Source organism: Nonomuraea sp. NPDC050153 (genome assembly GCF_044460125.1).
GTDB lineage: Bacteria > Actinomycetota > Actinomycetes > Streptosporangiales > Streptosporangiaceae > Nonomuraea.
Map to the genome: position 1 here is coordinate 86,192 of NZ_JBITJQ010000036.1, position 24,085 is coordinate 110,276.

Annotated in this window: 24 protein-coding genes, 1 other RNA gene and 2 pseudogenes; 15 read left to right on the top strand and 12 right to left on the bottom strand. The window is 70.7% G+C overall.

Going from position 1 to position 24,085, the window contains the following annotated elements; all coding sequences use genetic code 11:
* Window positions 1-71: 71 nt before the first annotated feature.
* The 3 genes from ACIBQ1_RS50730 to ACIBQ1_RS50740 all read right to left on the bottom strand — a co-directional run bounded on the left by ACIBQ1_RS50730 (window position 72) and on the right by ACIBQ1_RS50740 (window position 3,114).
* Complete coding sequence (locus tag ACIBQ1_RS50730; RefSeq protein ID WP_397289266.1) at window positions 72-1,031, bottom strand: diiron oxygenase; 960 nt, start codon at window positions 1,029-1,031, stop codon at window positions 72-74.
* A 63-nt stretch (window positions 1,032-1,094) separates the two neighbouring features.
* Window positions 1,095-1,694, bottom strand: a complete 600-nt coding sequence (locus ACIBQ1_RS50735) for a TetR/AcrR family transcriptional regulator (RefSeq protein WP_397289268.1) — start codon at window positions 1,692-1,694, stop codon at window positions 1,095-1,097.
* 82 nt (window positions 1,695-1,776) lie between these two features.
* Complete coding sequence (locus ACIBQ1_RS50740; protein ID WP_397289270.1) at window positions 1,777-3,114, bottom strand: sensor histidine kinase; 1,338 nt, start codon at window positions 3,112-3,114, stop codon at window positions 1,777-1,779.
* A gap of 159 nt (window positions 3,115-3,273) precedes the next feature.
* Here ACIBQ1_RS50740 and ACIBQ1_RS50745 point away from each other — a divergent pair, with 159 nt between their 5' ends.
* From ACIBQ1_RS50745 to ACIBQ1_RS50755, 3 genes are all read left to right on the top strand, one after another.
* Complete coding sequence (locus ACIBQ1_RS50745; RefSeq protein ID WP_397289271.1) at window positions 3,274-4,440, top strand: acyl-CoA dehydrogenase family protein; 1,167 nt, start codon at window positions 3,274-3,276, stop codon at window positions 4,438-4,440.
* Window positions 4,437-5,453, top strand: a complete 1,017-nt coding sequence (locus ACIBQ1_RS50750; RefSeq protein ID WP_397289273.1) for an acyl-CoA dehydrogenase family protein — start codon at window positions 4,437-4,439, stop codon at window positions 5,451-5,453. Before ACIBQ1_RS50745 ends, ACIBQ1_RS50750 begins: the two co-directional genes overlap by 4 nt.
* 68 nt (window positions 5,454-5,521) lie before the next feature.
* On the top strand, window positions 5,522-7,009 hold the full coding sequence (locus tag ACIBQ1_RS50755; RefSeq protein WP_397289275.1) for an AMP-binding protein: 1,488 nt from the start codon (window positions 5,522-5,524) through the stop codon (window positions 7,007-7,009).
* Here the strand turns inward: ACIBQ1_RS50755 and ACIBQ1_RS50760 are convergent.
* The 7 genes and pseudogenes from ACIBQ1_RS50760 to ACIBQ1_RS50790 all read right to left on the bottom strand — a co-directional run bounded on the left by ACIBQ1_RS50760 (window position 6,991) and on the right by ACIBQ1_RS50790 (window position 14,710).
* Complete coding sequence (locus ACIBQ1_RS50760; RefSeq protein ID WP_397289277.1) at window positions 6,991-8,112, bottom strand: C45 family autoproteolytic acyltransferase/hydolase; 1,122 nt, start codon at window positions 8,110-8,112, stop codon at window positions 6,991-6,993. The two genes, ACIBQ1_RS50755 and ACIBQ1_RS50760, sit on opposite strands and share 19 nt — an antisense overlap.
* 35 nt (window positions 8,113-8,147) lie before the next feature.
* The gene (locus ACIBQ1_RS50765) at window positions 8,148-9,104 is read right to left on the bottom strand and encodes a helix-turn-helix transcriptional regulator (RefSeq protein WP_397289279.1); all 957 of its coding nucleotides are present in this window, start codon (window positions 9,102-9,104) and stop codon (window positions 8,148-8,150) included.
* A gap of 17 nt (window positions 9,105-9,121) precedes the next feature.
* Entirely contained in the window at window positions 9,122-10,018 is an 897-nt protein-coding gene (locus ACIBQ1_RS50770) for an NADP-dependent oxidoreductase (RefSeq protein WP_397289339.1), read from the bottom strand.
* 9 nt (window positions 10,019-10,027) lie between these two features.
* Window positions 10,028-10,921, bottom strand: a pseudogene (locus ACIBQ1_RS50775) (zinc-binding dehydrogenase); the annotation flags it as partial.
* 57 nt (window positions 10,922-10,978) lie between these two features.
* On the bottom strand, window positions 10,979-12,409 hold the full coding sequence (locus ACIBQ1_RS50780) for an Nramp family divalent metal transporter (protein ID WP_397289281.1): 1,431 nt from the start codon (window positions 12,407-12,409) through the stop codon (window positions 10,979-10,981).
* A gap of 66 nt (window positions 12,410-12,475) precedes the next feature.
* Window positions 12,476-13,222, bottom strand: a complete 747-nt coding sequence (locus ACIBQ1_RS50785) for a GNAT family N-acetyltransferase (RefSeq protein WP_397289283.1) — start codon at window positions 13,220-13,222, stop codon at window positions 12,476-12,478.
* 42 nt (window positions 13,223-13,264) lie between these two features.
* The gene (locus ACIBQ1_RS50790; RefSeq protein ID WP_397289285.1) at window positions 13,265-14,710 is read right to left on the bottom strand and encodes a flavin-containing monooxygenase; all 1,446 of its coding nucleotides are present in this window, start codon (window positions 14,708-14,710) and stop codon (window positions 13,265-13,267) included.
* A 94-nt stretch (window positions 14,711-14,804) separates the two neighbouring features.
* On the opposite strand from ACIBQ1_RS50790, the gene ACIBQ1_RS50795 reads away from it, so the two are divergent.
* From ACIBQ1_RS50795 to rnpB, 4 genes are all read left to right on the top strand, one after another.
* Window positions 14,805-15,605 (top strand): Nif3-like dinuclear metal center hexameric protein, encoded by an 801-nt coding sequence (locus tag ACIBQ1_RS50795; RefSeq protein ID WP_397289287.1) that lies wholly within the window; start codon window positions 14,805-14,807, stop codon window positions 15,603-15,605.
* A gap of 2 nt (window positions 15,606-15,607) precedes the next feature.
* Window positions 15,608-16,348 carry a zinc ribbon domain-containing protein gene (locus ACIBQ1_RS50800; RefSeq protein ID WP_397289289.1) on the top strand — a complete coding sequence of 247 codons (741 nt, stop codon included), beginning with the start codon at window positions 15,608-15,610 and terminating at the stop codon, window positions 16,346-16,348.
* Window positions 16,345-17,595 carry a bifunctional RNase H/acid phosphatase gene (locus ACIBQ1_RS50805; RefSeq protein ID WP_397289291.1) on the top strand — a complete coding sequence of 417 codons (1,251 nt, stop codon included), beginning with the start codon at window positions 16,345-16,347 and terminating at the stop codon, window positions 17,593-17,595. The genes ACIBQ1_RS50800 and ACIBQ1_RS50805 overlap by 4 nt, the downstream gene beginning before the upstream one ends.
* Window positions 17,596-17,631: 36 nt before the next feature.
* Window positions 17,632-18,019, top strand: an RNA gene (gene rnpB / locus ACIBQ1_RS50810) — RNase P RNA component class A.
* A gap of 29 nt (window positions 18,020-18,048) precedes the next feature.
* On the opposite strand, the gene ACIBQ1_RS50815 is transcribed toward rnpB, so the two are convergent.
* Window positions 18,049-18,675, bottom strand: a complete 627-nt coding sequence (locus tag ACIBQ1_RS50815; protein WP_397289293.1) for a site-specific integrase — start codon at window positions 18,673-18,675, stop codon at window positions 18,049-18,051.
* A gap of 64 nt (window positions 18,676-18,739) precedes the next feature.
* Between ACIBQ1_RS50815 and ACIBQ1_RS50820 the strand changes: the two genes are divergently transcribed.
* From ACIBQ1_RS50820 to ACIBQ1_RS50840, 5 genes and pseudogenes are all read left to right on the top strand, one after another.
* Window positions 18,740-18,871 carry a hypothetical protein gene (locus ACIBQ1_RS50820; RefSeq protein ID WP_397289295.1) on the top strand — a complete coding sequence of 44 codons (132 nt, stop codon included), beginning with the start codon at window positions 18,740-18,742 and terminating at the stop codon, window positions 18,869-18,871.
* Window positions 18,872-19,031: 160 nt separating this feature from the next.
* Window positions 19,032-19,277: pseudogene (locus tag ACIBQ1_RS50825) on the top strand (bifunctional DNA primase/polymerase); the annotation flags it as partial.
* Window positions 19,181-20,035, top strand: a complete 855-nt coding sequence (locus ACIBQ1_RS50830) for a bifunctional DNA primase/polymerase (protein ID WP_397289341.1) — start codon at window positions 19,181-19,183, stop codon at window positions 20,033-20,035. The pseudogene ACIBQ1_RS50825 and the gene ACIBQ1_RS50830, both read left to right, overlap by 97 nt.
* Window positions 20,032-20,394 (top strand): hypothetical protein, encoded by a 363-nt coding sequence (locus tag ACIBQ1_RS50835; RefSeq protein WP_397289297.1) that lies wholly within the window; start codon window positions 20,032-20,034, stop codon window positions 20,392-20,394. Before ACIBQ1_RS50830 ends, ACIBQ1_RS50835 begins: the two co-directional genes overlap by 4 nt.
* Window positions 20,395-20,399: 5 nt before the next feature.
* Complete coding sequence (locus ACIBQ1_RS50840; protein WP_397289299.1) at window positions 20,400-20,714, top strand: hypothetical protein; 315 nt, start codon at window positions 20,400-20,402, stop codon at window positions 20,712-20,714.
* A gap of 146 nt (window positions 20,715-20,860) precedes the next feature.
* Here the strand turns inward: ACIBQ1_RS50840 and ACIBQ1_RS50845 are convergent, their stop codons facing one another.
* Window positions 20,861-21,358: a hypothetical protein gene (locus ACIBQ1_RS50845; RefSeq protein WP_397289301.1), complete on the bottom strand. Its 498-nt coding sequence runs from the start codon at window positions 21,356-21,358 to the stop codon at window positions 20,861-20,863.
* A gap of 411 nt (window positions 21,359-21,769) precedes the next feature.
* Here ACIBQ1_RS50845 and tsaD point away from each other — a divergent pair, with 411 nt between their 5' ends.
* The 3 genes from tsaD to ACIBQ1_RS50860 are packed head-to-tail and all read left to right on the top strand — an operon-like array spanning window position 21,770 to window position 24,008.
* Window positions 21,770-22,810, top strand: coding sequence for a tRNA (adenosine(37)-N6)-threonylcarbamoyltransferase complex transferase subunit TsaD (tsaD, locus tag ACIBQ1_RS50850; protein ID WP_397289303.1), 1,041 nt, complete (start codon window positions 21,770-21,772; stop codon window positions 22,808-22,810).
* On the top strand, window positions 22,807-23,331 hold the full coding sequence (gene def / locus ACIBQ1_RS50855; RefSeq protein WP_397289306.1) for a peptide deformylase: 525 nt from the start codon (window positions 22,807-22,809) through the stop codon (window positions 23,329-23,331). The genes tsaD and def overlap by 4 nt, the downstream gene beginning before the upstream one ends.
* Before the next feature lie 14 nt (window positions 23,332-23,345).
* A complete protein-coding gene (locus tag ACIBQ1_RS50860; protein ID WP_397289308.1) occupies window positions 23,346-24,008 on the top strand; it encodes a hypothetical protein in 663 nt (220 codons plus the stop codon).
* Window positions 24,009-24,085: the final 77 nt, after the last annotated feature.

Below are 24,085 nucleotides of genomic sequence, written 5' to 3' on the forward strand. Positions count from 1 at the left end.
GGCCACGGGGACTCGGCCATCGAGCAGCTCGCGATGACGTTCGGCGCTCCTGCGGCGCCCCGGCCGAACGGCTAGATGCCCATCGCCCGCCAGATCCGCCGGGTGAACCGGTTGATCAGGCCGATCTCCGCGCACAGCTCGCGCGTCCTGCCCACCGAGTCGCGGATCTCCCGCTTGGCGGCGGGATTGCGCAGGTAGACCTCCGCCACCACGTGGGGCGGGATGCGGAAGCGCCGGATCATCGGCCCCGGGGGCGCCAGCATGATCCGGGCCATCACGCCGAGGATGACGGGCGAGATGATCCCCAGCAGGAGCCGCCGGTACGCGGGCATCCGGGGCACCCGGTTACGCAGGTAGTGCCGGGCGAAGGAGATGTGCCTGGCCTCCTCCGCGATGTGGATCCGTATGATCGTCTCCTCCAGCGGGTGGTGCGCCCGCTCGTCTTTCAGCACCTTGCGCTGCACGTGGTCGATCGGGTCCTCGCCGCCGAGCACGAACACGAAGAACAGCTCCGTCGAGATCAGCGGGATCCACGGCGCCACCTGCGCGATCACCGACAGCGGGCCGGGCATCCCGCGGATCGGTAAGCCGGTGCGGTTCACGAACTCCTGGAACATCATCCCGTGATGTCCCTCTTCGATGGTCTCGTGATACACGTACCGGAACTCCGGTGACCCGTTAGGCAGCCGGTAGGCGTAGTTGAGCAGCCCGCGCTTGAGCAGGTTCTCGAACTGCAGCCCGACCTTCATCGCGGTGGCCACCCGCCACAGCCCGATCGCCGCCCGCACCTCGGGCGGGCGGCTGCGGTACCACGGGTGGCCACCCAGCTTGTCGACCTCCGGCAGCTCCCAGCGCGGATCGGCCGGGTCCACGGCGAACTCGGGGTCATCCCACGGGATGTCCCGGTACGGCTCCCAGTGCTTGTCGACCGACGCCTTCGAGAGGCGTTCGATGACCGCTCGGTAGGCGCTCCTGCCGGCGACCTGCTCGTCGCGCTCGCGGGCGGTGGCAGAGCTCGGTGCGGATGCCATCGCGTGCTCCTCTCCTCGCCGCTAATTGTACGGAGCATCCAATAGCGTCGGAAGAGGGGAGGGTCACAGGTTTTCCGGGGAGAGCCCGAGCTCGGCCGCGGTGGCCGCACGGATCAGCGTGTTCACCTTGCGCCTGGTCAGCACCTTGGGATGCACGTGCGTCTGGATCGCGAGCCCGTCCACAAGCGCGAGAATCCGCCACGTGGATCCGTCGGGGTCCTCGCACTTGAACTCGCCGCCCGCCATGCCCGCCTCGATGATCGCGCGGAGCACCAGCCGGCCCCGGGAGTCGATGCGGCGCGAGATCGCCTCCAGCTCGGGGTTGCGCATCGCCTCGGGCCACGCGTCGATCCACAGCCGCCATCCCTCGGTGGGGATCGCCGGGGAGGAGAGCTTGAGCAGGGTGCGCAGCCGCTCGAGCGGCGGGCCCTTGGACTCGTCGATGTGTTCGAGCGAGTGGAGGTGCTGGCGGGCGGCGTAGGTGAAGGCCTGGGCGAACAGCCGATCCTTGGTCTCGAAGTGGTAGAACAGCAGCGCCTGGCTCACTCCGGCGGCCCTGGCGATGTCAATGGTCCGGGTGTGCCCGAACCCACGTTCCGCGATGACCTCGCAGGCCGTCTTCAGTAAATCCTCACGCCGTAATCGGCTGAACCCTGAAGTCACAGCGAGTAACTCACCTCCGGTGTCCGGTAATCGTGCGCGCCCATGGGTCCATCAAGGGGCGGAAAATTTCTCATACCCACAATCACTCCTTTCGTATCGGCAATCGCAGCACGAAGCGCGCGCCGGTGTCGGAGTCCTCGATCTTGAGGGTGCCGCGGTGGGCCTGCGCGATCTCGCGGGCGATGGGCAGGCCCAGCCCGGTGCCACCGGCGTCGCGGCTGCGCGAGGCGTCCAGCCGGGTGAAGCGCCGGAAGACCACCTCGCGCTGGTCCTGCGCGATGCCCGCGCCGTCGTCGAGCACCTCCAGCACGGCCTCCTCGTTCCTGCGCAGGGTCACGATGATCGTGCTCTCGGCGTGCCGCTCGGCGTTGTCCAGCAGGTTCGTCAGGAGGCGGGCCAGCTTGAGCCGGTCGCCCGTGACGACCACGCCGGGCTGCAGCGCGGTGACGATCTTCTTCGACCGCGGCCGGGTGGTCTCGGCGGCGACCAGTTCGGCCAGGTCGACGGACTCGAGCCGCGAGGGGGCGCCCGCTTCGAGCCTGGCCAGCGTCAGCAGGTCGGCGACGATGTTCTGCAACCGGTCGAGGCTGGCCATCAGCTTGCCGCCGGTCTCGCGCCAGTCGGTCTCGTCGGGGGCGAGCATCGCCGACTCCAGTTCGGCGCGCATGGCGGTGATCGGGCTGCGCAGGTCGTGCGAGGCGTCGGAGGCGAACCGGCGCTGCTGGTCCATCGCGGCCTCCAGTCGGGCGAGCGTGCGGTTGGCGGCCTCCGCGAGCGCCTTGATCTCCTCGGCCTTCTCGGGCACGGGCACGCGCATGGTCTCGTCGCCGTAGTTGATCTCGGTCAGCCTGTGGGTGATCTGGTTCACCGGCGCGAGCGTCCTGGCCACCACCTTGGACACGCCGAACCAGGTGATCGCGACCAGCGCCGCGCTCACCACGGCCAGCACGGCGAGCACGTACGGGTGGATGTACCAGGGCACGGTGGCGTCGTAGGCGTAGACGAACCAGTCGCCGCTCTCGTCGAAGATCCGGACGGCGGCCGTGATGTGGCAGTCGTTGTCGAGCTGGGGCAACCGGCACAGCACATCGGTGCGGCTGGGGCTGTTGGGGTCGGGCGCCACGGTGGTCAGGCGCGGCAGGCCCTCCAGGTTCGGCGACGAGGCCACCACCTGGCCGGTCGAGTCGATGACCTGGAGGCCTTTCAGATCGAAGCCCGTCAGGGAGCGCACATGGTTCCGCTGGACGTCGTGGCCGACGTGCAGCGCGGCGCTGGTCACCTCTTTCGTACGGATGTCGACGGCCATCCTGTGCCCCACCCACAGGAAAAGCGCGCCTGCCGCCAGGCACAGCAGTGCCATGGCGACGCTGGCGAACAGCGCCAGGCGCGCGCGAATGGACCGGCCCAGCCGTTCGATCACACCCAATCCCCCCGTGATCAGATGATCACAGTACGTGGCTCCGCATCCAATTAACGGAGATTCACAGACAAATCACGCTAAAAGAGCTGCGGAGAGGTGCTCTATGCGGCATCCGGTCGCCTGACTAGAGTAAGTGGGCACTGATGCCAAGGAGTCGATGTGAACCTTGCTGAGTATCGGCGGTCCGCCAGGGCCTGGCTGCAGGACAACGCCCCGGCTGACGACCAGCCCGGGGAGGACGCGGTCTCCCGGGCCAAGGAATTCATGGCCAAGCTCCACGACGCCGGCTACTCCGGCATCACGTGGCCGGAGCGGTGGGGCGGCCAGGGGCTGACGCAGGCGGAGGAGCGCGCGTTCGCCGCCGAGGCCCGCGGCTTCACGCTCCCCACGTACGTCTTCTCGATCGGCCTCGGCATGACCGGGCCCACGCTGGTCGACCGGGGCACCGACGCCCAGCGCGAGCGGTTCGTCCGGCCGCTGCTGCGCGGCGAGGAGATCTGGTGCCAGCTCTTCTCCGAGCCGGGCGCGGGCAGCGACGTGGCCGGCCTGCAGACGAAGGCGGAGCGGGACGGCGACCACTGGATCGTCAACGGCCAGAAGGTGTGGACCTCGGTCGCCCACCACGCCGACTGGGGGCTGCTGCTGGCCCGCACCGACGTGGAGGTGCCCAAGCACAAGGGGCTGACCATGTTCGTGGTGGACATGCGCCACCCCGGGGTCACGGTCAGGCCGCTGAAGGACATGACCGGCAGGTCCAACTTCAACGAGATCTTCTTCGACAACGTCCCCATCCCCGACGAGCACCGCGTCGGCGAGGTCAACGACGGCTGGAGCGTGGCCGTCACGACCCTGCTGCACGAGCGGCTGTCGATCTCGGCGGGCGTGGGCATGAGCGGCCAGAAGGAGGACCCGGCCTCGCTGGAGGCGCTGCGCCGGGTGGTCGACACCGACGACCCGCTGGTCCGCGACGAGCTGGTCGAGCTGCACATCCGCAGCCGCGCCCTGGCGCTGTTCAACCAGCGCCTGGCCCAGGAGGCCGAGGCGGGGATCTTCCCCGGCGCCCGGGGCAGCGCGGCCAAGCTGCTGCTGGCCGAGCTGACCATGTTCCGGGCCGATCTGGCCACCCGGCTCGTGGGCCCGGAGGCCGTCCTGGGCGACTCCCCGCTGGCGCACGCGATCTCGCTGGCCCCGGCCATGGCGCTGGGCGGCGGCACCAACGAGATCATGCGCAACATCGTGGGCGACCGCGTGCTCAACCTGCCGCCGGAGCCCCGGGTGGACAAGACCGTGCCGTTCAAGGATCTGAAGGTGGGGACGCAGGGGTGAAGCTCGTACTCGATGAGGAGCAGCGGCAGCTTCGCGAGGCCGTGCGCGCCTTCCTGCGTGCCGCCTCGCCGCTGCCCAAGGTGCGGCAGGGCTACGACCCGCAGGTGTACGCCAGGCTCAACGGCGAGCTGGGCCTGTCGGGCCTGATCGTCCCGGAGGAGTACGGCGGCGCGGGCGCGGGCCTGGCCGAGCTGGCGGTCGCGCTGGAGGAGACCGGCGCCGCCCTGCTGCCCGGCCCGTTCCTGGCCACCGCGTTCGCCGCGATCGCCCTGACCCGCGCGCCCGACAAGGAGCTGCTGGCCGCCGTCGCGGAGGGCCGCACCACGGCCACGCTCGCCCAGGCCCCGCTCGACCTCGACGGCCCGGCCGCGAGCGGCACTCTGGCGCAGGTGCTCAGCGGCATGGAGGCGGACGTGCTGGTGGCGCCCGCGCGCGCCGGCGACGGCGGGGTCCTGGTCGCGGTCGAACTGGCGGGGCCCGGAGTCACCAGGACCCCGCTGGAGACGCTCGACCTGACCCGCGGCCAGGCCCGGGTGGTCCTGGACGGCGCGCCCGCCCGCGTGCTGGGCCCGGCCCCGGAGGTCGGCGACCGGCTCTGCGTGGCGCTGGCGGCCGAGCAACTGGGCGTGATGCGGGCGGCGCTGGACGCCATCGTGGCCTACGCCAAGATCCGCGTCACCTTCGGCCGCTTCATCGGCTCCTACCAGGGCGTCAAGCACAAGCTGGCCGACATGCACTGCAAGCTGGAGCAGGCCGAGTCCATCGTCAGGTACGCCGCCTGGGCCGCCGACGAGTCGCCGGACGAGCTGCCCGGCGCCGCCGCCCTCGCCCAGGCGTACGTCGGCCGCGCCTGCTTCGAGGTGGCCCGCGACCACCTGCTGCTGCACGGCGGCATCGGTTTCACCTGGGAGCACGACGCGCATCTGTTCTACAAGCGGGCCAAGGCGGACGAGGTGCTGCTCGGCCCGCCCCGCATCCACCGTGCCCGCCTCGCGCAACTGCTGGAGCTGTGATGGATCCGCAGCGCAGCGAGGACATCCATCACAGCGCTCCGAGCGCAGCCCGGCAAGGAGGCAGGTAAATGGACGTCAGCCGGCTACCCGGCTTCTACGCCATCGGCGCCGCCGACCCCGACCGCCTCGCGGTGATCGACTCCGACGGCACGAGGACCTCCTACGGCGAGCTGCTCGCCCGGGCCAACCGGGTGTCGCACGGCCTGCGGGCCCGCGGGCTCGGCACCGGCGACGTGGTGGCGGGCGTGCTGCCCAACGGCATCGACGCCATCGTCATGATCCTGGCGACCGCGCAGATCGGGCTCTACTACGTGCCGATCAACTGGCACCTGACGGCGTCCGAGGTGGCGTACATCCTGGCCGACTGCGACGCCAAGGTCGTGGTCACCGGCCCCGGCTTCGCCGTGCCCGGAGGGGAGATCGGCACGGCGGGGCTGGCCGAGGGGCAGCCCGCCGACGCGCCCGGCGAGCGCACGTCCGGGGCGGTCATGTGGTACACCTCCGGCACCACCGGCTTCCCCAAGGGCGTGCAGCGGCCGCTGCCGGGCGTCGAGCCCGAGCAGATGGTGCCCGCCTACCACTGGTTCCTCGGCGAGGTGGTGGACCTCAAGCCGGGCGACGACGTCCACCTGGTGACCTCGCCGATGTACCACTCGGCGCCGTGCGCGCACACGCAGTTCGCGCTGCACTTCGGGCACACCGTGGTCGTCGCGCCCAAGTTCGAGCCGGAGATCATCCTGGAGCTCATCGAGCGTCACCGGGTCAACAACGCGATGATGGTGCCGACCATGTTCCACCGCATGCTGCAGCTGCCGGAGGACATCAGGAGCAAGTACGACGTGTCGAGCCTGCGCCAGGTCATCCACACCGCCGCCGCCTGCCCCGTCGCGGTCAAGCAGCAGATCATGGACTGGTGGGGTCCGGTGCTGTACGAGTACTACGGCTCCACCGAGTCGACGATCGCGTTCGCGGTCAAGCCGCACGACTGGCTGGCCAGGCCGGGCACGGTGGGGCGGCCCGCGCCCACGTTCGAGGCCAAGATCGTGGACGAGGACGGCGCGGAGCTGCCGGTCGGCGAGCCCGGCCTGATCTACGTCAAGTCGGCCATGGGCACGTTCGAGTACCGCAAGGACCCGGAGAAGACGGCCGCCAGCATGCTGGGGGAGTGGTACTCGCCGGGCGACATCGGATACCTCGACGAGGACGGCTACCTGTACCTGTGCGACCGGCGCACCGACCTGATCGTCTCCGGCGGGGTGAACATCTACCCCGCCGAGATCGAGGCCGCCCTGCTCGAACATCCGGCGGTGGCGGACGTGGCCGTCATCGGGGTGCCGGACGAGGAGTGGGGCCACAACGTGGTCGCCCTCGTCCAGCCCGTCGAAGGGGTCAGGCCCGGCCCCGAGCTCACCGCTGAGCTGCTGGAGCACTGCGGGCCGCGCATCGCCAGGTTCAAGCATCCGAAGACGATCGAATACCGCTCCCCGCTGCCGCGCACGCCCACGGGCAAGCTGTCGCGCTCCAGGGTGCGCGAGGACTACCTGTCGGAGGAGTGAAACACCAGCTCGTCGCTGTAGCGGCGGCCGTCGCCCAGGTAGAAGCGGACCGACAGGGTGCGGTCGGCGGTGTCGAAGACGGTGGTCCACAACGTGCGGAACGGCAGGGCCGGGTCCTCGGCCTGCCGGACCGCGCGCAGGGTGTCGCGCAGCTGCCGCGGTGACACGGTGGCGCCCTTGCTGCGCTCGTACAGCGTGCGCAGCCGCCCGTAGGTCCTGAAGCTGCCCGGGGTGTCCTCGGGCAGGTTCATCGGGTCGGGGTGGCGGTGCAGCAGGTGGTTGGTGACGCAGAGCGGGCCGTCGCCGAGCTCGACGATGTGCTCGCCGCTGTCCCTGCCGCGCTCCCACACGAACGCCCGCCCGTTCGCGTCGGCCACCAGGTAGTGCAGGGACGTGCCGTGGTCGTACTGCTTGGCGCCCAGGAGCGCCTGCTTGGCCTGCTCGACGTTCTCGCAGGTGTCGACCAGGAACCTGGGCAGCTGCACGCTCCCCACCCCGACCTGCGGCGAGACGTCCTCCGGTGGCGCGGCGGTCTCGAAGTCGGCCACCAGCAGCGTGACCGCCAGGCCGGCCGAGTTGATGCCGTCCATGCAGCCGTCGAGGTCCGACATGGTGATCACGGTGGAGGCGAGCCCTTCGTCGGGCACCGTCGTGATCACGTAGGGGCGCGAGGCCATCGGCAGCTCGTCCGGTCCGGGCGCGGTGCCCATCACCTCGCTGGTGGTCAGGGGGAAGAAGTCGTAGTTGCGGCCCACCCGGCCGTGGCCGTCCGTGGCGGCCGACGGCGGGATCCACAGGGCCGAGCAGCCGGAGCCCTCAGGGACGTAGTTCAGCCCGTCGAGGGCCAGGTCGTCCTGGTCGGGGTCCAGGCCGAGGGCCGCCGCCGCGCCGTCCAGGCGGGCGTGGTGCTGCGGCCAGTGCCGCTCGAACCACGTCCTGCGGGCCCGGTTCACCGCCGGGTCGGCCGGCGTGGGGGCCCAGCCCAGCCGGCGGGCCTCTTCGGTGAGCGCCCTGCCGATCTCGTACTGGCTGCCCTTGAGGGTGAGGTGGTGCACGAGCTGGAAGTCGTCCTTGCCGCCCGCGACCCGCGTCATGTTCTTCATGCCCCCGAGCCTGGGGCCGCCCGCTGACCGTGGCCCTACCGTCCGCTGACCGCCCGCCTGTAGCGCTCGGAGAGTTTCAGTACGGCCTCGGCCAGCTCGGGCGGGTCGAGGACCTCGAAGTCCGCGCCCATGAACCCGATCCACGCGGCGATGCCGTCCAGGTCGTCGCCGCCCAGCCGGACCAGGCTGGTGGCCTCGTCCACCGGCTCCACCTCCAGCCCCAGCGGCAGGCGGCCCAGCTCGCCGGCCGGGGCGTGCACCAGCACCGTGGCCCGGTAGCGCCACATCGCCGTGTTGACGCCCTTCTCCACGTACGCCGCCACGTCGCCGTCCTCCGGCGGCTCGCGCGGGGTGAAGCGGGGCCCGGCCGGCGTGCGCGGGCGCACCCGGTCCACCCGGAACGTGCGCCAGCCCTGCCGCTCGACGTCGTATCCCACCAGGTACCAGCGGCTGCGCCGGTGCACCAGGCGGTGCGGCTCCACGTTCCGCACGGTCGTCCCGCCGTCGTGGCCGGTGTAGTCGAAGCGCAGCCGCTCGTGGTCGCGGGCCGCGTTCGCGATCGTGGTCAGCACCTCGGGCGGCACGGCGGGGGCGTTGCCCGGGATCTGAACGGTGTAGGAGTTGAGCGCGTTGACCCGGCGGCGCAGCCGGGACGGGAGCACCTGCTCCAGCTTGGCCAGGGCCCGCACGGAGGTCTCCTCGATGCCCTCGACGCCGCCGCCCGCCGCCCGGCCGAGCCCGACCGCCACCGCGACGGCCTCCTCGTCGTCGAGCAGCAGCGGCGGCAGCGCCGCCCCGGCGCCCAGCCGGTAGCCGCCCGCTACCCCGGGCGTGGCGTGCACGGGGTAGCCGAGCGTGCGCAGGCGTTCGATGTCGTTGCGGATGGTCCTCGTGGAGACCCCGAGCCGGGACGACAGCTCGGGGCCCGTCCACTCCCGGTGCGCTTGGAGCAGGGACAGGAGCTTCAGCAGGCGGGCCGAGGTTTCCAGCATGGGGACCAGTGTGCCCGCTATCGCGGCAAGGTTCCTTCCGTGTTCACCACGATCTTGCCCAGGAAGTGGCCGTCCTCGCTGAGCCGGTGCGCGTCGGCGATCCGCTCCAGGGGGAACGACTCGGCGATGGGGATCCGCACGTTCTGGTGCCGTACCGCCCCCTTCGCGCCGCCGGACGAGAACCGCACGCCGAGCCTGGCCGCGCCGGCCCGGTCGGCGATGGTGATCACGTTGGCGGGGTCGCCGGCCAGCTTCACCGACAGCTCAAGCTCGCCCCGGCCCGAGGCGTCCAGCACCCGGTCGACGGGGCCGGGGAGGCGCTCCGCCAGGCCCTCGCCGTAGGTGACCGGGTGGACGCCGAGGCTGCGGAGGAAGGCGTGGTGGCGCTCGCCGGCCGTCCCGACGACCCGGGCGCCCCCGGCGAGGGCGAGCTGCGCGGCGGCCAGCCCGACGCCGCCCGCGACCGCGTGGATCAGCAGCGTGTGGCCCTCCTCCAGGCCCAGCCCGTCCAGCGCGCGCCGGGCCGTCTCGACGGCGACGGGCAGCGCGGCGGCCTCCTCGAACGTCAGGTCGTCCGGCTTGGCGGCCAGGGCGCTGGCCTCCGCGATCGCGTGCGTGGCCGCGGCCCCCGCCTCGACCTGCCCGAACACCGGGTCCCCGAGCCGCCACCCGGTCACCCCGGGGCCGATGGCGTCGATCGTCCCGGCCAGTTCGAGCCCGGTGCCCTGGGGCTCGTCGAGGGGCGCGCCCATGAATCCGCGGCGGAGCTTCCAGTCGATGGGGTTCACCCCGGCCGCCTTGACCGCGATCCGCACCTGCCCCGGGCCGGGCTGGGGGAGCGGGATCTCCTCCAGATCCAGCACCTCCGGGCCGCCGTGGGCGCGGTAGCGGGCGGCCTGGGCGGTGACGAGCAGGACCGCCTTGCCGACCAGTTCGCGGTTCAGGAGGGCGTCGTGGGTCTCGCGCGCCCGTTCCAGCGGCACCGCCAGCCCCACCACGGTCGCGAGCCGGTCGTCCTCCAGCGCCTGCCGGGCCAGCCGCCGGAACTCGTCCGGGGCGAACTGGACCTGCTCCATGCCCACCACCCGCGCGGCCCCGGGCTCGATCCGGGCGGTCGACCCGCTGGGCACGCCGTAGGCGAAGAACGTGCCGCCGGGCTCCACCAGCCGGTACGCGGCACCGCCGACCTCCCCGCCCACCCCGTCGAACACCACGTCGAAGGGCCCGCCGAGCTCGTCGTAGCCGACGGCCCGCGCCGCGCCCATGTCCAGGGCCGCCGCCCGTTTCGCCGCGCCGTGGGCGGCGGCCGTCACCTGGGCCCCCGCCGCACTCGCCAGCCCCACGATCGGCAGCCCCAGCGCCCCGCCCGCCCCCGTGACCAGCACCCGCGTCCCGGGCTTCAGCTCCGCCGCCGCCACCAGGCTCAGAGCCGCGGGCCCGACCTGGAGCAGCGCGGCCGCCCGCCACAGGGGCACCGCGCCCGGCACCTCGACCACGGTCTCGACGTCGGCGACGACCCGCTCGGCGTACGCGCCGCCGCCGGGCAGGAACGCCGCCACCCGCCGCCCCACCCACGAGCCGTCCACCCCGTCGCCCACGGACAGCACCCACCCGGCCACGCCGGTGCCGGGCACGAACGGCGGCTCGCCGGGGAACCACTCCCGCCCCCACCCGGCCCGCAGCTGCGCGTCGAGCGACATCACATCCACCACCGACACGCCGATGAGCACCTGCCCCGGGCCGGCCTCCGGCTCCGGCGCCCGCCGGAGCTCCAGCACCTCGGGACCGCCGAACCTCGTCACCTCGATCACGTTCATGCGGCCGAGTCTGTAACCTCAAGTCCGGTTGAGGTCAACCTCGGGGCAGGCCATCGATCAGCCGAACAGCTTCTGCGCCTGCTGGATGACGACCAGCACGGTCAGCGTCCCGAAGAACGCCACCGACCAGATCAGCGCGCCCAGCCGGTACGAGCGCACCTTGATGGGCTCGGGCAGCGACCGCCGGTTGAGGACGATCAGCAGGATCGAGTACACGAACATCATCACGGCCGCGAAGCACGCCGAGAACACCAGCAGGATGAGCGGCTGGTCGAAGCCCGCCAGCAGGACCGCGATCCCGATCAGCGCCATCGCCCAGACCGTGTAGAAGTAGACCCGGTTCACCGAGACCGGCCTGTCACGCAGGTAGACCGTCTTGATGGTGTCGGAGGCCAGCCGCGAGGTGTAGTCGACGATGCCCATGGCGGAGGCGAACAGCGCCAGCGCCCCGATCACCCAGAACAGCACCCCGAACCACGGGCCGACGGTCTCCTGCAGCACCTTGCCCTCGACCTGCAGGAACTGGATGCTGTTGGCCAGCCCCTCCCGGCCGAACACGGTGGAGTAGGCCAGCATCGACATGAACGCGATCGTCAGGAACGACACCACGGCGAACGTCCAGGCCTGCTCGATGTTCGCGAAGCGCCACCACTGCCGCCACCGCGCCAGGTTCTCCTTGGTGGGCGCGAACTGGAAGCCGGTCGAGGCGGCCGCCTCCTCCTGGCCGGTCACCGGGCTGACCAGGCGCGGCACGTACTGGCCCATGCCGAAGCCCTTGTCGCGGATCCAGTTGCTCTGGCAGAGGTTCTGGCCGCCGCCCGCGCCGGCGTAGGCGATGGCGCCCATCAGCACCGAGAACTCCAGCGGCGGCACCGGGATCCGGGCGCCGACGGTCAGGCCCTTGCCCAGCTGGACCCAGCTCTCCGCGTTGATCGCGAACAGGACGGCGACCAGGATCAGCGTGGCCACCAGGATGATCTTCACGAAGATGACCCGTTCGAGCGCGGTGTAGATCACCGGCGCCAGCGTCAGGCCGAGCGCGATCACGAGGAGCATGCCGATGGCGATCCACCGCACGCTGCCCGCGCCCGACCCGGTCAGGTACGTCACCATCGTCGCGGACGTGGTGACCCAGCCGGGCCAGAGGTTCGAGCAGAGCGTCATCACCACGAAGACCAGGCCCCAGTGTTTCCACATCCGGCTGAACCCGGTGAGCGCCGTCTCGCCGGTGGCCAGCGTGTAGCGCTCGATCTCCATGTTCAGGAACCACTGCGTGATGATGCCGATCGCGGCTCCCCAGATGAAGATGAGCCCGACTTGGGAGGCGATGTACGGCCAGAGAATGAATTCGCCCGACGCCAGCCCCACACCCGCGCCGACCAGTCCGGGGCCGATGATGCGCCAGGTCGATCGGGGTGGGTCGGGCAGGTCGCGGACGGTGACGGGCGGTAGGACTCGCGCAGGAACGGTCGGGGTGAACTCCGCCATGCGGATCTCCTTGCTCAGCGTTGCCTAACCGCCACATTACAGAGACCCGAAACTATTGTGGAATACCTAGTTAACCTGCGACAGCACGTATTCTCCCCGGTCCGTGAAACCCACGACCCGCCAGCCCGTTCTCATGAGCCTGCCGAGCGAGCCGCGCACCGCCAGCCGCCACGCCGCGGCCGCCGCCGGGTCCTCGCGGCGCAGCCGCTCGACGTCCGCAGGCGTCCCCACGAGCACCGTGCCGCCCCGCGCCTCCTTGGCCACGGGCCGGCCGTCCTCGTCCGCCAGGAGCACGTCGGCGGCCGGTGGTTCGTCGCGTTTCGCCGTGTCCGTGATGCGCCACACCGCCAGCAGCCGGTCGGAGGGGTCCCCCTCGTTGATCGCGTCGGCCATCTTCCCGTAGAAGTCCTCCAGGTACTCCTCCGGCAGGGCGCCCAGCTTGACCAGGTTGAAGCGCGCGTTCCTGCGCACGAGGGGGTCGAACGTCCAGGTGATCCGCTCCAGCCCCTGCTCCAGGCACCACTCGCGCTGGTGGGACTTGAGCGCGTGGCCGATGCCCCTGCCGATGACGGCCCCGGTCACGTGCGAGTGCAGCGTCCGGTCCGCCGCCCTGAACCCCACAGAGGCGCCCACGAGCCTGCCGTCCTCGTACGCCCCCGCCACGTAGTTGCCCGTGTGCGCGAACCCGATCATCAGCTCCACGGTCACGGGCGGGTTGTGCGGCGCCGGGTGCCAGATGTCGTCGAAGAGCCGGTAGACCTCCTTGAACTCGTCGATCTCCCGCAACTCCCTGATCTTCACGTCACCGTTCACCCCTCCATTTACGCACGGGACGCCTGATGCGAGCCGGCGCGGCTACGGCGTCCGCAGGCTGACGGGCCGGTAGGCGGGGGCCGGGGGTCTTGCGGTGAGCCGGCGGTAGAGGGTGGTGGGGCCCGGCCAGTTGTTCGTCACGCGGCCCTCGGCCGTTTTGTACCAGCTCTGGCAGCCGCCGCCCCACACCATCCGCGCCATCGCCGCGTCGAGCTGCCCGCGCCAGGCCGCCATCACCTCGGGCCGCACCTCGATCGGCCCGTTGGCGGACAGGTGCGGCAGGCAGGACATGATGTGCTCCACCTGGCACTCGATCATGAAGACGATGGAGTTGTGGCCGAGGTTGGTGTTGGGGCCGTAGAGGAGGAACAGGTTGGGGAAGCCCGGCACGGAGATGCCCAGGTACGCCTCGGGGCCGCCCTTCCACTGCTCCGCCAGCGTGCGGCCGTCGCGCCCGGCGATCTCCATGGGCGCCAGGAACTCGGTGGTCCTGAAGCCGGTGGCGTAGACGATCGTGTCCACCTCGTGAAGGCCCTCGGTGGTCTCGATGCCCGCGGGCCTGATCCGTACGATCTTGTCCGTCACCACGTCGACGCCGGGCCTGGTCAGCGCGGGATAGAAGGCGCTGTCGATGACGACCCGCTTGCAGCCCGGCGGGTAGTCGGGGGTGAGCTTGGCCCGCAGCGCCGGGTCGGGCACCTGGTCGTGCAGGTGCCGCAGGGCGCGCTTCCTGAGCAGGTCCGCGCTCCAGCCCTGGGCGAGCGCGGGGTAGAGGGTGGCCTCGGCGTAGCGGTAGAGCCACTCGCGGTAGGCGCGCTGGAGGCCGGGGACGAAGTGGAAGGCGAGCCTGGCCAGCGGTCCGAAGGTGGCGTCCGGCTTGGGGATGACCCAGTTGGGGGTGCGCTGGAAGACGTGCAGGCGCTCGGCCCGCTCCGCGATGCGCGGGATGAGCTGGGCCGCCGACGAGCCGTTCCCGATCACCGCGACGTGGCGGCCGGTGAGATCGTGGTCGTGGTTCCAGCGGGCGGAGTGGAAGGAGACACCCCCGAAGTCCGACATTCCCGGAATGTCGGGGAGGCGAGGGCGGTTCAGCTGGCCCATGCCCGCGACGACCACGTCGAACGGCTCGGTCCGGTCGCCGGCCGTCACCTGCCACCTGGTGCCGTCGAAGTCGGCGCGCCGGACTTCTGTGCCGAACCTGATTTTTCGCCTGACGTCGTATTTATCGGCGCAATGCTCAAGATATCCAAGAATTTCGGGCTGTTCTGGGTAACGGCGGGTCCAGCTCGCGTACTTCTCGAACGAATACGAGTAAAGATGCGAGGGAATGTCGCACCCCGCCCCGGGATAGCTGTTGTCGCGCCACGTGCCCCCGAGGTCGTCCGCCTTCTCGAAGACCGTGTACGAGCGGATCCCGGCCCGTTCGAGCTGGATCGCCATGCACAGTCCGCCGAACCCCGCTCCGATGATCGCGACGCTTGGTGACATGCCGTCCTCCGCAGGTCAGGATTCACTTACAGTACGCCGAACGCCGTTCCACCGACACCCTCTCCCATGCCGATAGTCTGCGCAGGTGGCTGCTGTGTCGTTGACGAACGTGATCGAGGTGCTCGAGGCGGCCTACCCGCCCGCCCGGGCCGAGTCGTGGGACGCCGTGGGGCTGGTCTGCGGAGATCCGGCCCAGGAGGTGCGCCGGGTGCTGTTCGCGGTCGACCCGGTGGCGGCCGTGGCCGAGGAGGCTCTGGAGTGGGGGGCCGACCTGATCGTCACCCACCATCCCCTCTACCTGCGCGGCACCACCAGCGTGGCCGCGACCACGCCGAAGGGTCGCCTGATCCACACCCTGATAAAACACGACATCGCCCTCTTCACCGCCCACACGAACGCCGATGTGGCCAACCCCGGCGTGTCCGACGCCCTGGCCGGAGCCGTGGGCCTGACCGGCGACCTGGTGCCGCTCCAGCCGTTCCCGGACGACCCGTGGCGCGGTCTGGGCCGCATCGGCGAGCTGCCCTCGGAGATGACGCTGGGCGAGTTCGCGGCGCAGGCGGCCAAGGGCCTGCCCCGCACGCCCGGGGGGATCCGCGTGGCGGGCGATCTCACCCGGCCCGTCACCCGCGTCGCGGTCAGCGGCGGCGCGGGCGACTCCCTCCTCGGCGTGGCCAAGGCCGCCGGGGTCGACGTGTTCCTGACGGCGGATCTGCGGCATCATCCGGCGAGCGAGTTCGTGGAGGCGGGCGGGCCCGCGCTGATCGACGCCGCGCACTGGGCGACCGAGTGGCCCTGGCTCGACGGCGCGGCGTCCATCCTGCACTCGAGTGGCGTTACCGTTGAAACGCGCGTCTCCGCCACGGTCACCGATGCTTGGACAAAAGGATATTGATCATGAAAGCAGCCCCTGAGGCCCAGAAGAGACTGCTCGACCTGGCAGAGCTCGACTCCGTGATTGATCGGCTGGCCCACCGCCGCCGCACCCTGCCTGAGCTGGCCGAGATCGACGAGCGGTCGAAGTTGTTCGCCAAGGTCGCCACGCAGGTGATCGAGGCCGAGACCGAGGCCGGCGACCTGGCCCGCGAGCAGGCCAAGGCGGAGAGCGACGTCGACGCCGTGCGCACGCGTGCCGATCGTGACCAGAAGCGCCTCGACTCCGGCGCCGTGACCTCCCCGCGCGACCTGGCCGGCCTGCAGTCCGAGATCGCCTCGCTGCAGAGGCGCCAGGGCGACCTGGAGGAGGTCGTTCTGGAGATCATGGAGCGCAAGGAGGCTGCCGACACCAAGGTCACCGACCTGGTGACGCAGCGTGACGAGCTCGCCACCGCCCTTTCCACCGCCGAGGCCCGCCGTGACGAGGGGCTCAAGGAGATCGACAAGGAGGCGGGGGAGGTCCAGGGCCGCCGTTCCGGCGTCTCCGGCGAGATCCCCGCAGACCTGCTCGCGCTCTACCAGAAGCTCAAGGACCAGTACGGCGTGGGCGCCGCGATGCTGCGGGGCGGCCGGTGCCAGGGCTGCAAGGTGGCTCTGTCCATCGCCGAGATGAACCGCATCAAGGCCGCGCCCCACGACGAGGTGCTCCGTTGTGAGGAGTGCCGGCGCATCCTCGTACGTACGGCAGAGTCCGGCCTGTGACCTCCTACGTCATCGAGGCGGACGGCGGCTCGCGCGGCAACCCGGGGCCCGCCGGCTACGGCGCGGTGGTCATGGACGCCTCCGACGGCCAGGTGCTGGCGGAGGCGGCCGAGGCCATCGGCGTCACGACCAACAACGTCGCCGAGTACCGCGGTCTGATCGCCGGCCTGCAGGCCGTGCTCCGGCTGGGCGGCGAGGGCGCGTCGGTGGCCGTACGGATGGACTCCAAGCTGGTCGTCGAGCAGATGGCGGGCCGCTGGAAGATCAAGAACGAGGGTCTGCGGCCGCTCGCGCTGGAGGCCGGAGCGCTGGTCAGGCGGCTGCGGGTGACGGAGTGGACCTGGATCCCCCGCGAGCGCAACAAGCACGCCGACCGCCTGGCCAACGAGGCCATGGACGCCGCCGCCAAAGGCCTGACCTGGAAGGCCGGCGGCACCGCCCAACCGGACGCACGGGAAGAACCGGCGCCAGGGGGCCAGGCCGAACCCCCACCCACCGCCCGCCAGACAGACCTCCTCGACATGGGCACCATCACCGAGATCTCGGCCCCCACCGCCTCCATCGCCACGGCCCAGCAGCGGACCGCCACGGGCAGTGCCAAGGGCACCGGCTGGGCCCCGCCCACCCGCGTGGCCACGTCCCTGCTCCTGCTCAGGCACGGCGAGACCGCGCTGTCCGTGGAACGCCGGTTCTCGGGCAGGGGCGACGCCGAGCTCACGCCCAACGGCCTGGCCCAGGCCGCGGCGGCCGCCGAACGGCTGTCGCGCGAGCCGTACCGGCTGGATGCGATCGTCAGCTCGCCGCTCAAGCGCGCCAGGCAGACCGCGGAGGCGGTCGCCCGGCGGACCGGGCTCGACGTCGAGGTGGACGAAGACCTCAGGGAGCTCGATTTCGGCGAGTGGGAGGGCCACACGTTCACCGAGGTCCAGCGCCGCTGGCCCGCCGAGCTCTCCACCTGGCTCGCCGACCCGGAGACCGCGCCGCCGGGCGGCGAGAGCTTCGCCACGGTCGCGCGCCGCGTCCAGGCGGCGGGGGAGCGGCTGGTGGAGCGCTACGAGGGCAGGACCGTCCTCGCGATCTCCCACGTGACACCCATCAAGATGCTGCTGAGGCAGGCCCTGCTGGCCCCTCTGGAGTCCCTCTACCGCATGCACCTCGACGTGGCGTGCCTGTCGCTGATCGAGTACTACGCGGACGGCCCGGCCGTGGTGAAGTCGTTCAACGACACCTCGCACCTGCGCCGTTGACGGGGAATACCGCGGAGCTTGGTACAGTTCTGCAGACGAGTCGGCCGGGCGACCGCGTCGGGCCATCCGGCCCGCCGAGGAAGGTCCGGGCTCCACAGGGCAGGGTGGTCGGTAACACCGACCCGGGGTGACCCGCGGGACAGTGCCACAGAAAGCAGACCGCCTCCCGGCTGACGGGAGGTAAGGGTGAAAGGGTGGTGTAAGAGACCACCAGCGCCCACGGTGACGTGGGCGGCTAGGTAAACCCCACCCGGAGCAAGGTCAAGAAGGGACGCTCCCCGGAGCGTTCCGCGCGCGACGTTCGAGGGCTGCCCGCCCGAGCCGCGCGGGTAGACCGCTCGAGGCCGCCGGCAACGGCGGCCCTAGATGGATGGTCGCCCCTTCTCACGAAGGACAGAACCCGGCCTACAGGCCGACTCGTCACACACACCCCTCTGACCAGGGGGTTGGGGTTCATGCTTCCTTCTTGTTCCGGCTCTGTTCCGCCAGGTCTTTCTCGATCTTAGCGTCGATCGCGCCGCGTCCGAGATCCTCGTCATCCGGGAACAGGTGCCCGTACGTGTCGAAGGTCTCGCTGATGGTCGCGTGGCCGAGCCGACGCTGGATGCTCTTCGGGTTGAGGTTCGCCGCGATCAGTGTCGAGGCGTAGTAGTGGCGGAGGTCGTGGAACCGCGTTCCCTTGGGCAGGCCGGCCTTCTCGACGGCCTCGCGCCAGCAGTCCCCGAACGACGAGCGCCGGGGGATCTTGCGGATCCGGTTGGTGATCAATACCCCCTCGGGACCGCGAGGGTAGAGCTGCATGTGCCTGGTGATTTCCTCCAGTACGCCGTCATCGACGGGCAGGGTCCGCCGTGATGCTTTCGTCTTCAGCTCGACCAAGGCGCCCTTCTGTGCCTGCTGTTCGATGCGGATACGCCGTTTGAGGAACTCCACCCTGGCCTCGGTGATGCCGAGCGCCTCACCTTCTCGCAGGCCGAGGCCGAACCCGAGCCACACCGCCAGGCGGTACCTCGGCGTGATGGCGTCGGCGAGCGCCAGGATGGATTGGGTCGGCAGAGGCTCGACGACGCGGGCTTCCACTCGGGGGAGTGGCACCCGCAGGCAGGGATTGGCGGGTACGACCCCATCGTCCACGGCCGCCTGCATGAGCGCACGCAGGACGGCGAAGACCGTGCCGACCGTGGAGGGCGCGAGGGAGCCCTTCAGAGTGGCGACGAAGCTCTTCATGTCGGTGCGGGTGAGCGAGCCGATCCGCCGGTCGCCGAACGCCGGGTAGATGTGGGTGTTGAGATGCGACCGGTACTGCCTTGGTCTGGTCCTTGCCGTCCGGGCCGATCCAGACGGCCAGCCAGCGCTTGCCGTTGCCGTGGCGGCTGGTGGGTTCCTGCCTCTTCTCTCCATCAGGGCCGATAGCGGTCTTGGTCCAGAGTGAAGGAGTGGCTCACCGGGGGGCGGGTCCGCTCGCAACGGACCCGCCCAGAAGCTCAGCACCCACCAATGGCACGAGCGCTAACAGACTACAGGCAGGCCCGCCGCAGGGCGCGGGCGATCAACTCCGGTATGCCCTGGCCGCCGCCAAGCGCGGCTGGCACGTCTTCCCGCTGACGCCGGGCGGGAAGCGCCCGGTCAAGGGGTTCACGAACTGGGAGCGGAAGGCCACGACCGATCTCGAACTGATCCGCCGATGCTGGTCGCAGGGGCCGTACAACATCGGCATCGCCTGCGGGCCGTCGGGTCTGGTTTGGTGGACCTGGACACGCCCAAGACGGACGAACGGTCGCCGACACCATGGGATCAGCCCGGGGTCAACGAGGGCGCGGACGTGCTGGCGCTGGCCTGCATGGAAGCAGGGCAGCCTCTGCCGTTCGACACATTCACCGTCCTCACCCGGCGCGGGGGCACGCACCTGTACTTCGCCGCGCCTGCCGACCTGTCCCTCGGTAACACCGCCGGGCGGCTCGGCTGGCTGATCGACACCCGGGCACAGGGCGGTTACGTCGTCGGGCCGGGCAGTTTCGTGGATCTTCCGGACGGAGTCGGCTCGTACGAGGTCATCAACGATGAACCGGTCGCGAAGTTGCCTCGCTGGCTCGGCGAACGGCTGACCACGGCCACTGCCGAGTCGAAACCGGACCACCTCTCGGCGCGCCGGATCTTGGCCGCGCTCAATGGGCGTGCCGCGGGCTATGCGACGGCTGCGCTGCGCGAGGAGATCCAGAACGTGCTGGACGCCGTCCCGGGCACGCGCAACCACGCGGTGAACTCTGCGGCCTTCGCTCTGGGCCAGCTTGTAGCGACGGGGCTGTTGCCACCTCTGCTGGTCGAGGAGACGTTGCGCGCCGCCGCGCACGAAATCGGCCTGCCGCTCCGTGAGACGGCTTCCACCATCCGCTCCGGCCTGGAAGCCGGAGCCCGCCAGCCACGCCGGAGGGACGCATGACACGGCGACGCGACGCCGCCAGCCTGCTGGGCGAGCACGACGCCGAGGCCCGAGTCGAGGCGTTCCACCAAGAGCGGGCCAAGGGGGCGAATGGCGCACTCGCGACGCCGCCGCCCGTTGCCGATGGCGCCATGTTCTACGGCCTGCTCGGCGAGTTGGTGGCCGCCGCCGACCCGAGCACCGAGGCCGACCCGGTGGGCGTGCTCGCCTCGGCGCTGGCTGCGTGCGGCGCTCTCATCGGCACCAACCCGTTCGCCCAGGTGGGCAACACCCGTCACCCGTTGCTGATCTGGCCACTGCTCCCGAGTACCGGGAGTTTCGGGAGGCCCTTACACGCGCACGCGCGCGAGCCTCTGTAGACCTCTTGTCAGCTGCCTTCGCCGATGCCATCGGTGGCACTCTGATCCGCGAGGTCACCCGGCCGGACGGAACCCGGGAACGCGCGTGGGCGCCTCCCAACGGTCGGGTCGCCCACGAACTGCTCGCCCGGATGTACCCGGAAGAATGGCGCCCGGTGAAGGCCGTGGAGCTCTCAGGTCACCAGGGTGGCGCGATCGAGGTCGGCCATAACACGGCTGTCGTCGAGGGCATCGTCAAGCGCATCGCCGAGGTGAAGCAGCGTCGCCATGCGCAGAACAACGCCCAAGGACTGTCAGCGGGTGAACCGGCCGCCGGCTAACAGCAGGTAGTCCTGCGGCCCGCACGAGGTGCCGCCAGCGCCAGACAGCCCGCGCCCTGACGGAACGGGCGCACGGACTTGCGAACCGTTGCCCGGGTCAAGGTCGACCCCACGGAGGAGGGGTGGCTCGCACGATGCCGCACCAATCAAGCCAGCGTGCTTTCCAGCCGCGTCATCGTCAGCGGCGCCAGCTCTTCCAGGGCCATGGCGATGGGCGGATGGTGCAACAATGCGCGGCGGACCACGGCGTCCGTGGCCATCAGGAATGCCAGGTGGCGGATCGCGTGGCTGGCGACGTTGATGATGTCGATCCGCTCCGGCGTGGGCGCTGCCGGCGCGCTGCCTTGGGCGATGTCCAAGGCGGGCAGCTCTTCGGCAGGCAGGTGCGGCGCCGGGTCGGGGCACACGGCATAGGTGAGCACCACCTGCCCTTCCGGCCGATGGCGCCAGCTCGTGGAGTGCACGACGGTGAACGGATCATCTGCGGACAGCCCACTGATCCGGCGGGCGACTTCGTCGGGGCTCTCACTCCGGCCGGGTACTGCGGCGATCTGCCGATAGAGCCAGCGGCCGTCAACACCTACGCGGAACAAGAGCGTCTCCACGGAGACTGGCGCGAGTCCAGCGTCGATCTGATCGTCCACAGGCAGTCCCGTCCTCGTCGGCCCATCCATTGCGACTGATACGCAGGGGCAACGTGATGGCGTATCCGTGCCCCGAGAGCGGGCGGCATGCGTGGCACGGGCGCCCATCGATACTTCGCCTCCCGCCACCAGCCAGATGGCCGGTGATCAAACCTTACTGCACAGTTATTGCAACTACTCTCAACCTGCATCCATGAGTGCAGGTGCCCCCGAGCCGTGTACCGGCGGTCGACGAACACCAGGTTCGTGTCGTTGGCGCGCTGCGGACGATCTCATGACCTGCCGCCTTGAAGTGGGCCTGACCGCTGCCGCTCGCATCGTTCATCTCCGGAATCCGTAACCGCCGACGGCGTCCATCGATATTGCCTAGTATTCGTAGTTGCAAATAGATGGCAATTAGAGGAGGTGGGTATGGCGATCGTTCTGGGGATCGAGACCTCGTGCGACGAGACCGGCGTCGGGATCGTCGCGGACGGTCGGCTTCTCGGGGCCGCGCTGTCCTCCTCGATGGAGGAGCATGCCCGCTTCGGCGGCGTGGTGCCCGAGATCGCCGCCCGGGCCCATCTTGAGGCGATGGTGCCATGCGTGACAGCCGCCTTCGAGCAGGCCGGAATCGCCCCGTCCGACGTGGACGCCATCGCGGTCACCTCAGGGCCGGGACTGGCCACCGCGCTGCAGACCGGGCTCGCCGCCGCCAAGGCGTACGCGCTGGCCCTGGGCAAGCCGCTGTACGGCGTGCACCACCTGGCCGGGCACGTCGCCGCCGACACCCTGGAGCACGGGCCGCTGCCCCCGCGGTCGGTCGCGCTCATCGTGTCGGGCGGCCACACCTCGCTGCTGCTGCTCGGAGATCTGGCCCGCGACCCGATCGTGCATCTCGGCGACACCCGTGACGACGCCGCGGGTGAGGCGTTCGACAAGGTCGCGCGGATCCTCGGGCTGCCCTACCCCGGCGGCCCCGCCATCGACCGGATCGCCCGCGACGCGAACCCTGAGGCGGTCCCCTTCCCGCGCGCCATGCTCGACTCCGGCTACGACTTCTCCTTCTCCGGGCTCAAGAGCGCCGTCGCCCGGCACGTCGAGCAAGGATCCCGGCAGGCCGTGGTCGACATCGCCGCCTCCTTCCAAGAGGCGGTCATCGACGTCTTGACCCGCAAGGCCGTCAAAGCCTGCCTCGACCACGGCGTGGACACCCTGCTGATCGTCGGCGGGGTCGCCGCCAACAGCAGGCTCCGGCAGGTCGCCGCCGAGCGATGCGCCGCCGCAGGCATCACGCTGCGCGTGCCCCGTCCGCAACTGTGCACCGACAACGGAGCGATGATCGCGGCTGTCGGGGATCTCCTCCTCGCCGCGGACACGCCGCCGTCGACGCTCGCCCTGGCGGCCGACCCATCGGCCCCGCTGACCAGAGCCTCGCTCAACCCCCACGAAGAACAATGGAGCCGCTCGTGACCGACGCCCTGCCCATCACCTTGGTGGGAACGCCGGTGCTGCATCAGCCCTGCCGGCCCGTCGAACGCTTCGACGACGATCTGGCCCGTCTGGTCGAGACCATGTTCGCCAGCATGTACGCCGCCCGCGGCGTCGGCCTGGCCGCCAACCAGATCGGCGTCGACCAGCGCGTCTTCGTCTACGACTGCCCGGACCAGGACGACGTCCTCCGCAAGGGCGTCGTGGTCAACCCGGTCCTGCGGCTCCCTGGGATCAAGGACCGCCGACTGGATGAGGGCACCGAAGGCTGCCTGTCGATCCCCGGATGCTCCGCCCAGCTCGCCCGCCCCGACCGTGCCGTCTGCGACGGCTTCGACGCCACCGGCGCACCGGTCACCGTGCACGGCACCGGACTCCTGGCCCGGTGCCTCCAGCACGAGACGGATCATCTCGACGGGTTCCTCTACATCGACCGCCTGCCCGCCGCCGCCCGCCGTGCGGTGCTCGCCGAACACGACCAGCGTCGCAAAGCCTCCACCTGAACCGGGAGACCGTCATGGAAGATGCCCGCATCCAGATCACCCGCGCCCTGCTGGAAGGCACCGACTGGGTGGTCAGGACCCGCGGATTCGCCCGCACCCTCCGCACGGCCGGACACCAGGCCGGAGACCTCCTGGTAGTCGGCACCCCCACCGACGAGCCCTGGCACATGGCTGCGCACCTCTCCGACGAGGCGCAGTTCGCGGGTATCCCTGAGCTGGCGCCCACGCTCGTTCGCCATTACGTCCCCGCCGGCGCGCCCGCGCATCTGTCGGTCGGGCTGAGCAGGCTCGAAGCAGCCAGGAAAGGGCAGACGCTGTTCGTCGTCGCTCCCGGGGCGAGCGACGAGCATGTCCTGGAGCGAGTGGCGGACGCCCGCCGGTCGGGCGCGGTGATCCTCGCTATGGAGAACGGCGACCGCGACCTGCGCGACCTGGCCCACGACGCGCTCACCATCGCCGACGGACGGCCCGCCCTGCCGCGAACGGCCCTACGGCCTGACGGTCTGCTGATCCCCCAGACGATGGCCTTCGAGACCGCCCAACACCTGGTCAGCCTCGCAGCGGGAGAAACGCCCGTGACACTGGACGGACGCCGCGGATTCCGCGACAAACTGGCACGCTGGCTGGAAGTCATCAGCGGCCCCGCAGAGGCGGAGGATCGCCTGGTGAGCAGCTGACGACCCACAGCATGGTGACTGCGCCTGCTGCAGAACCCAGCGCGCGGTCGCACGGCGGATGGCGTCCGAGGAGGCTC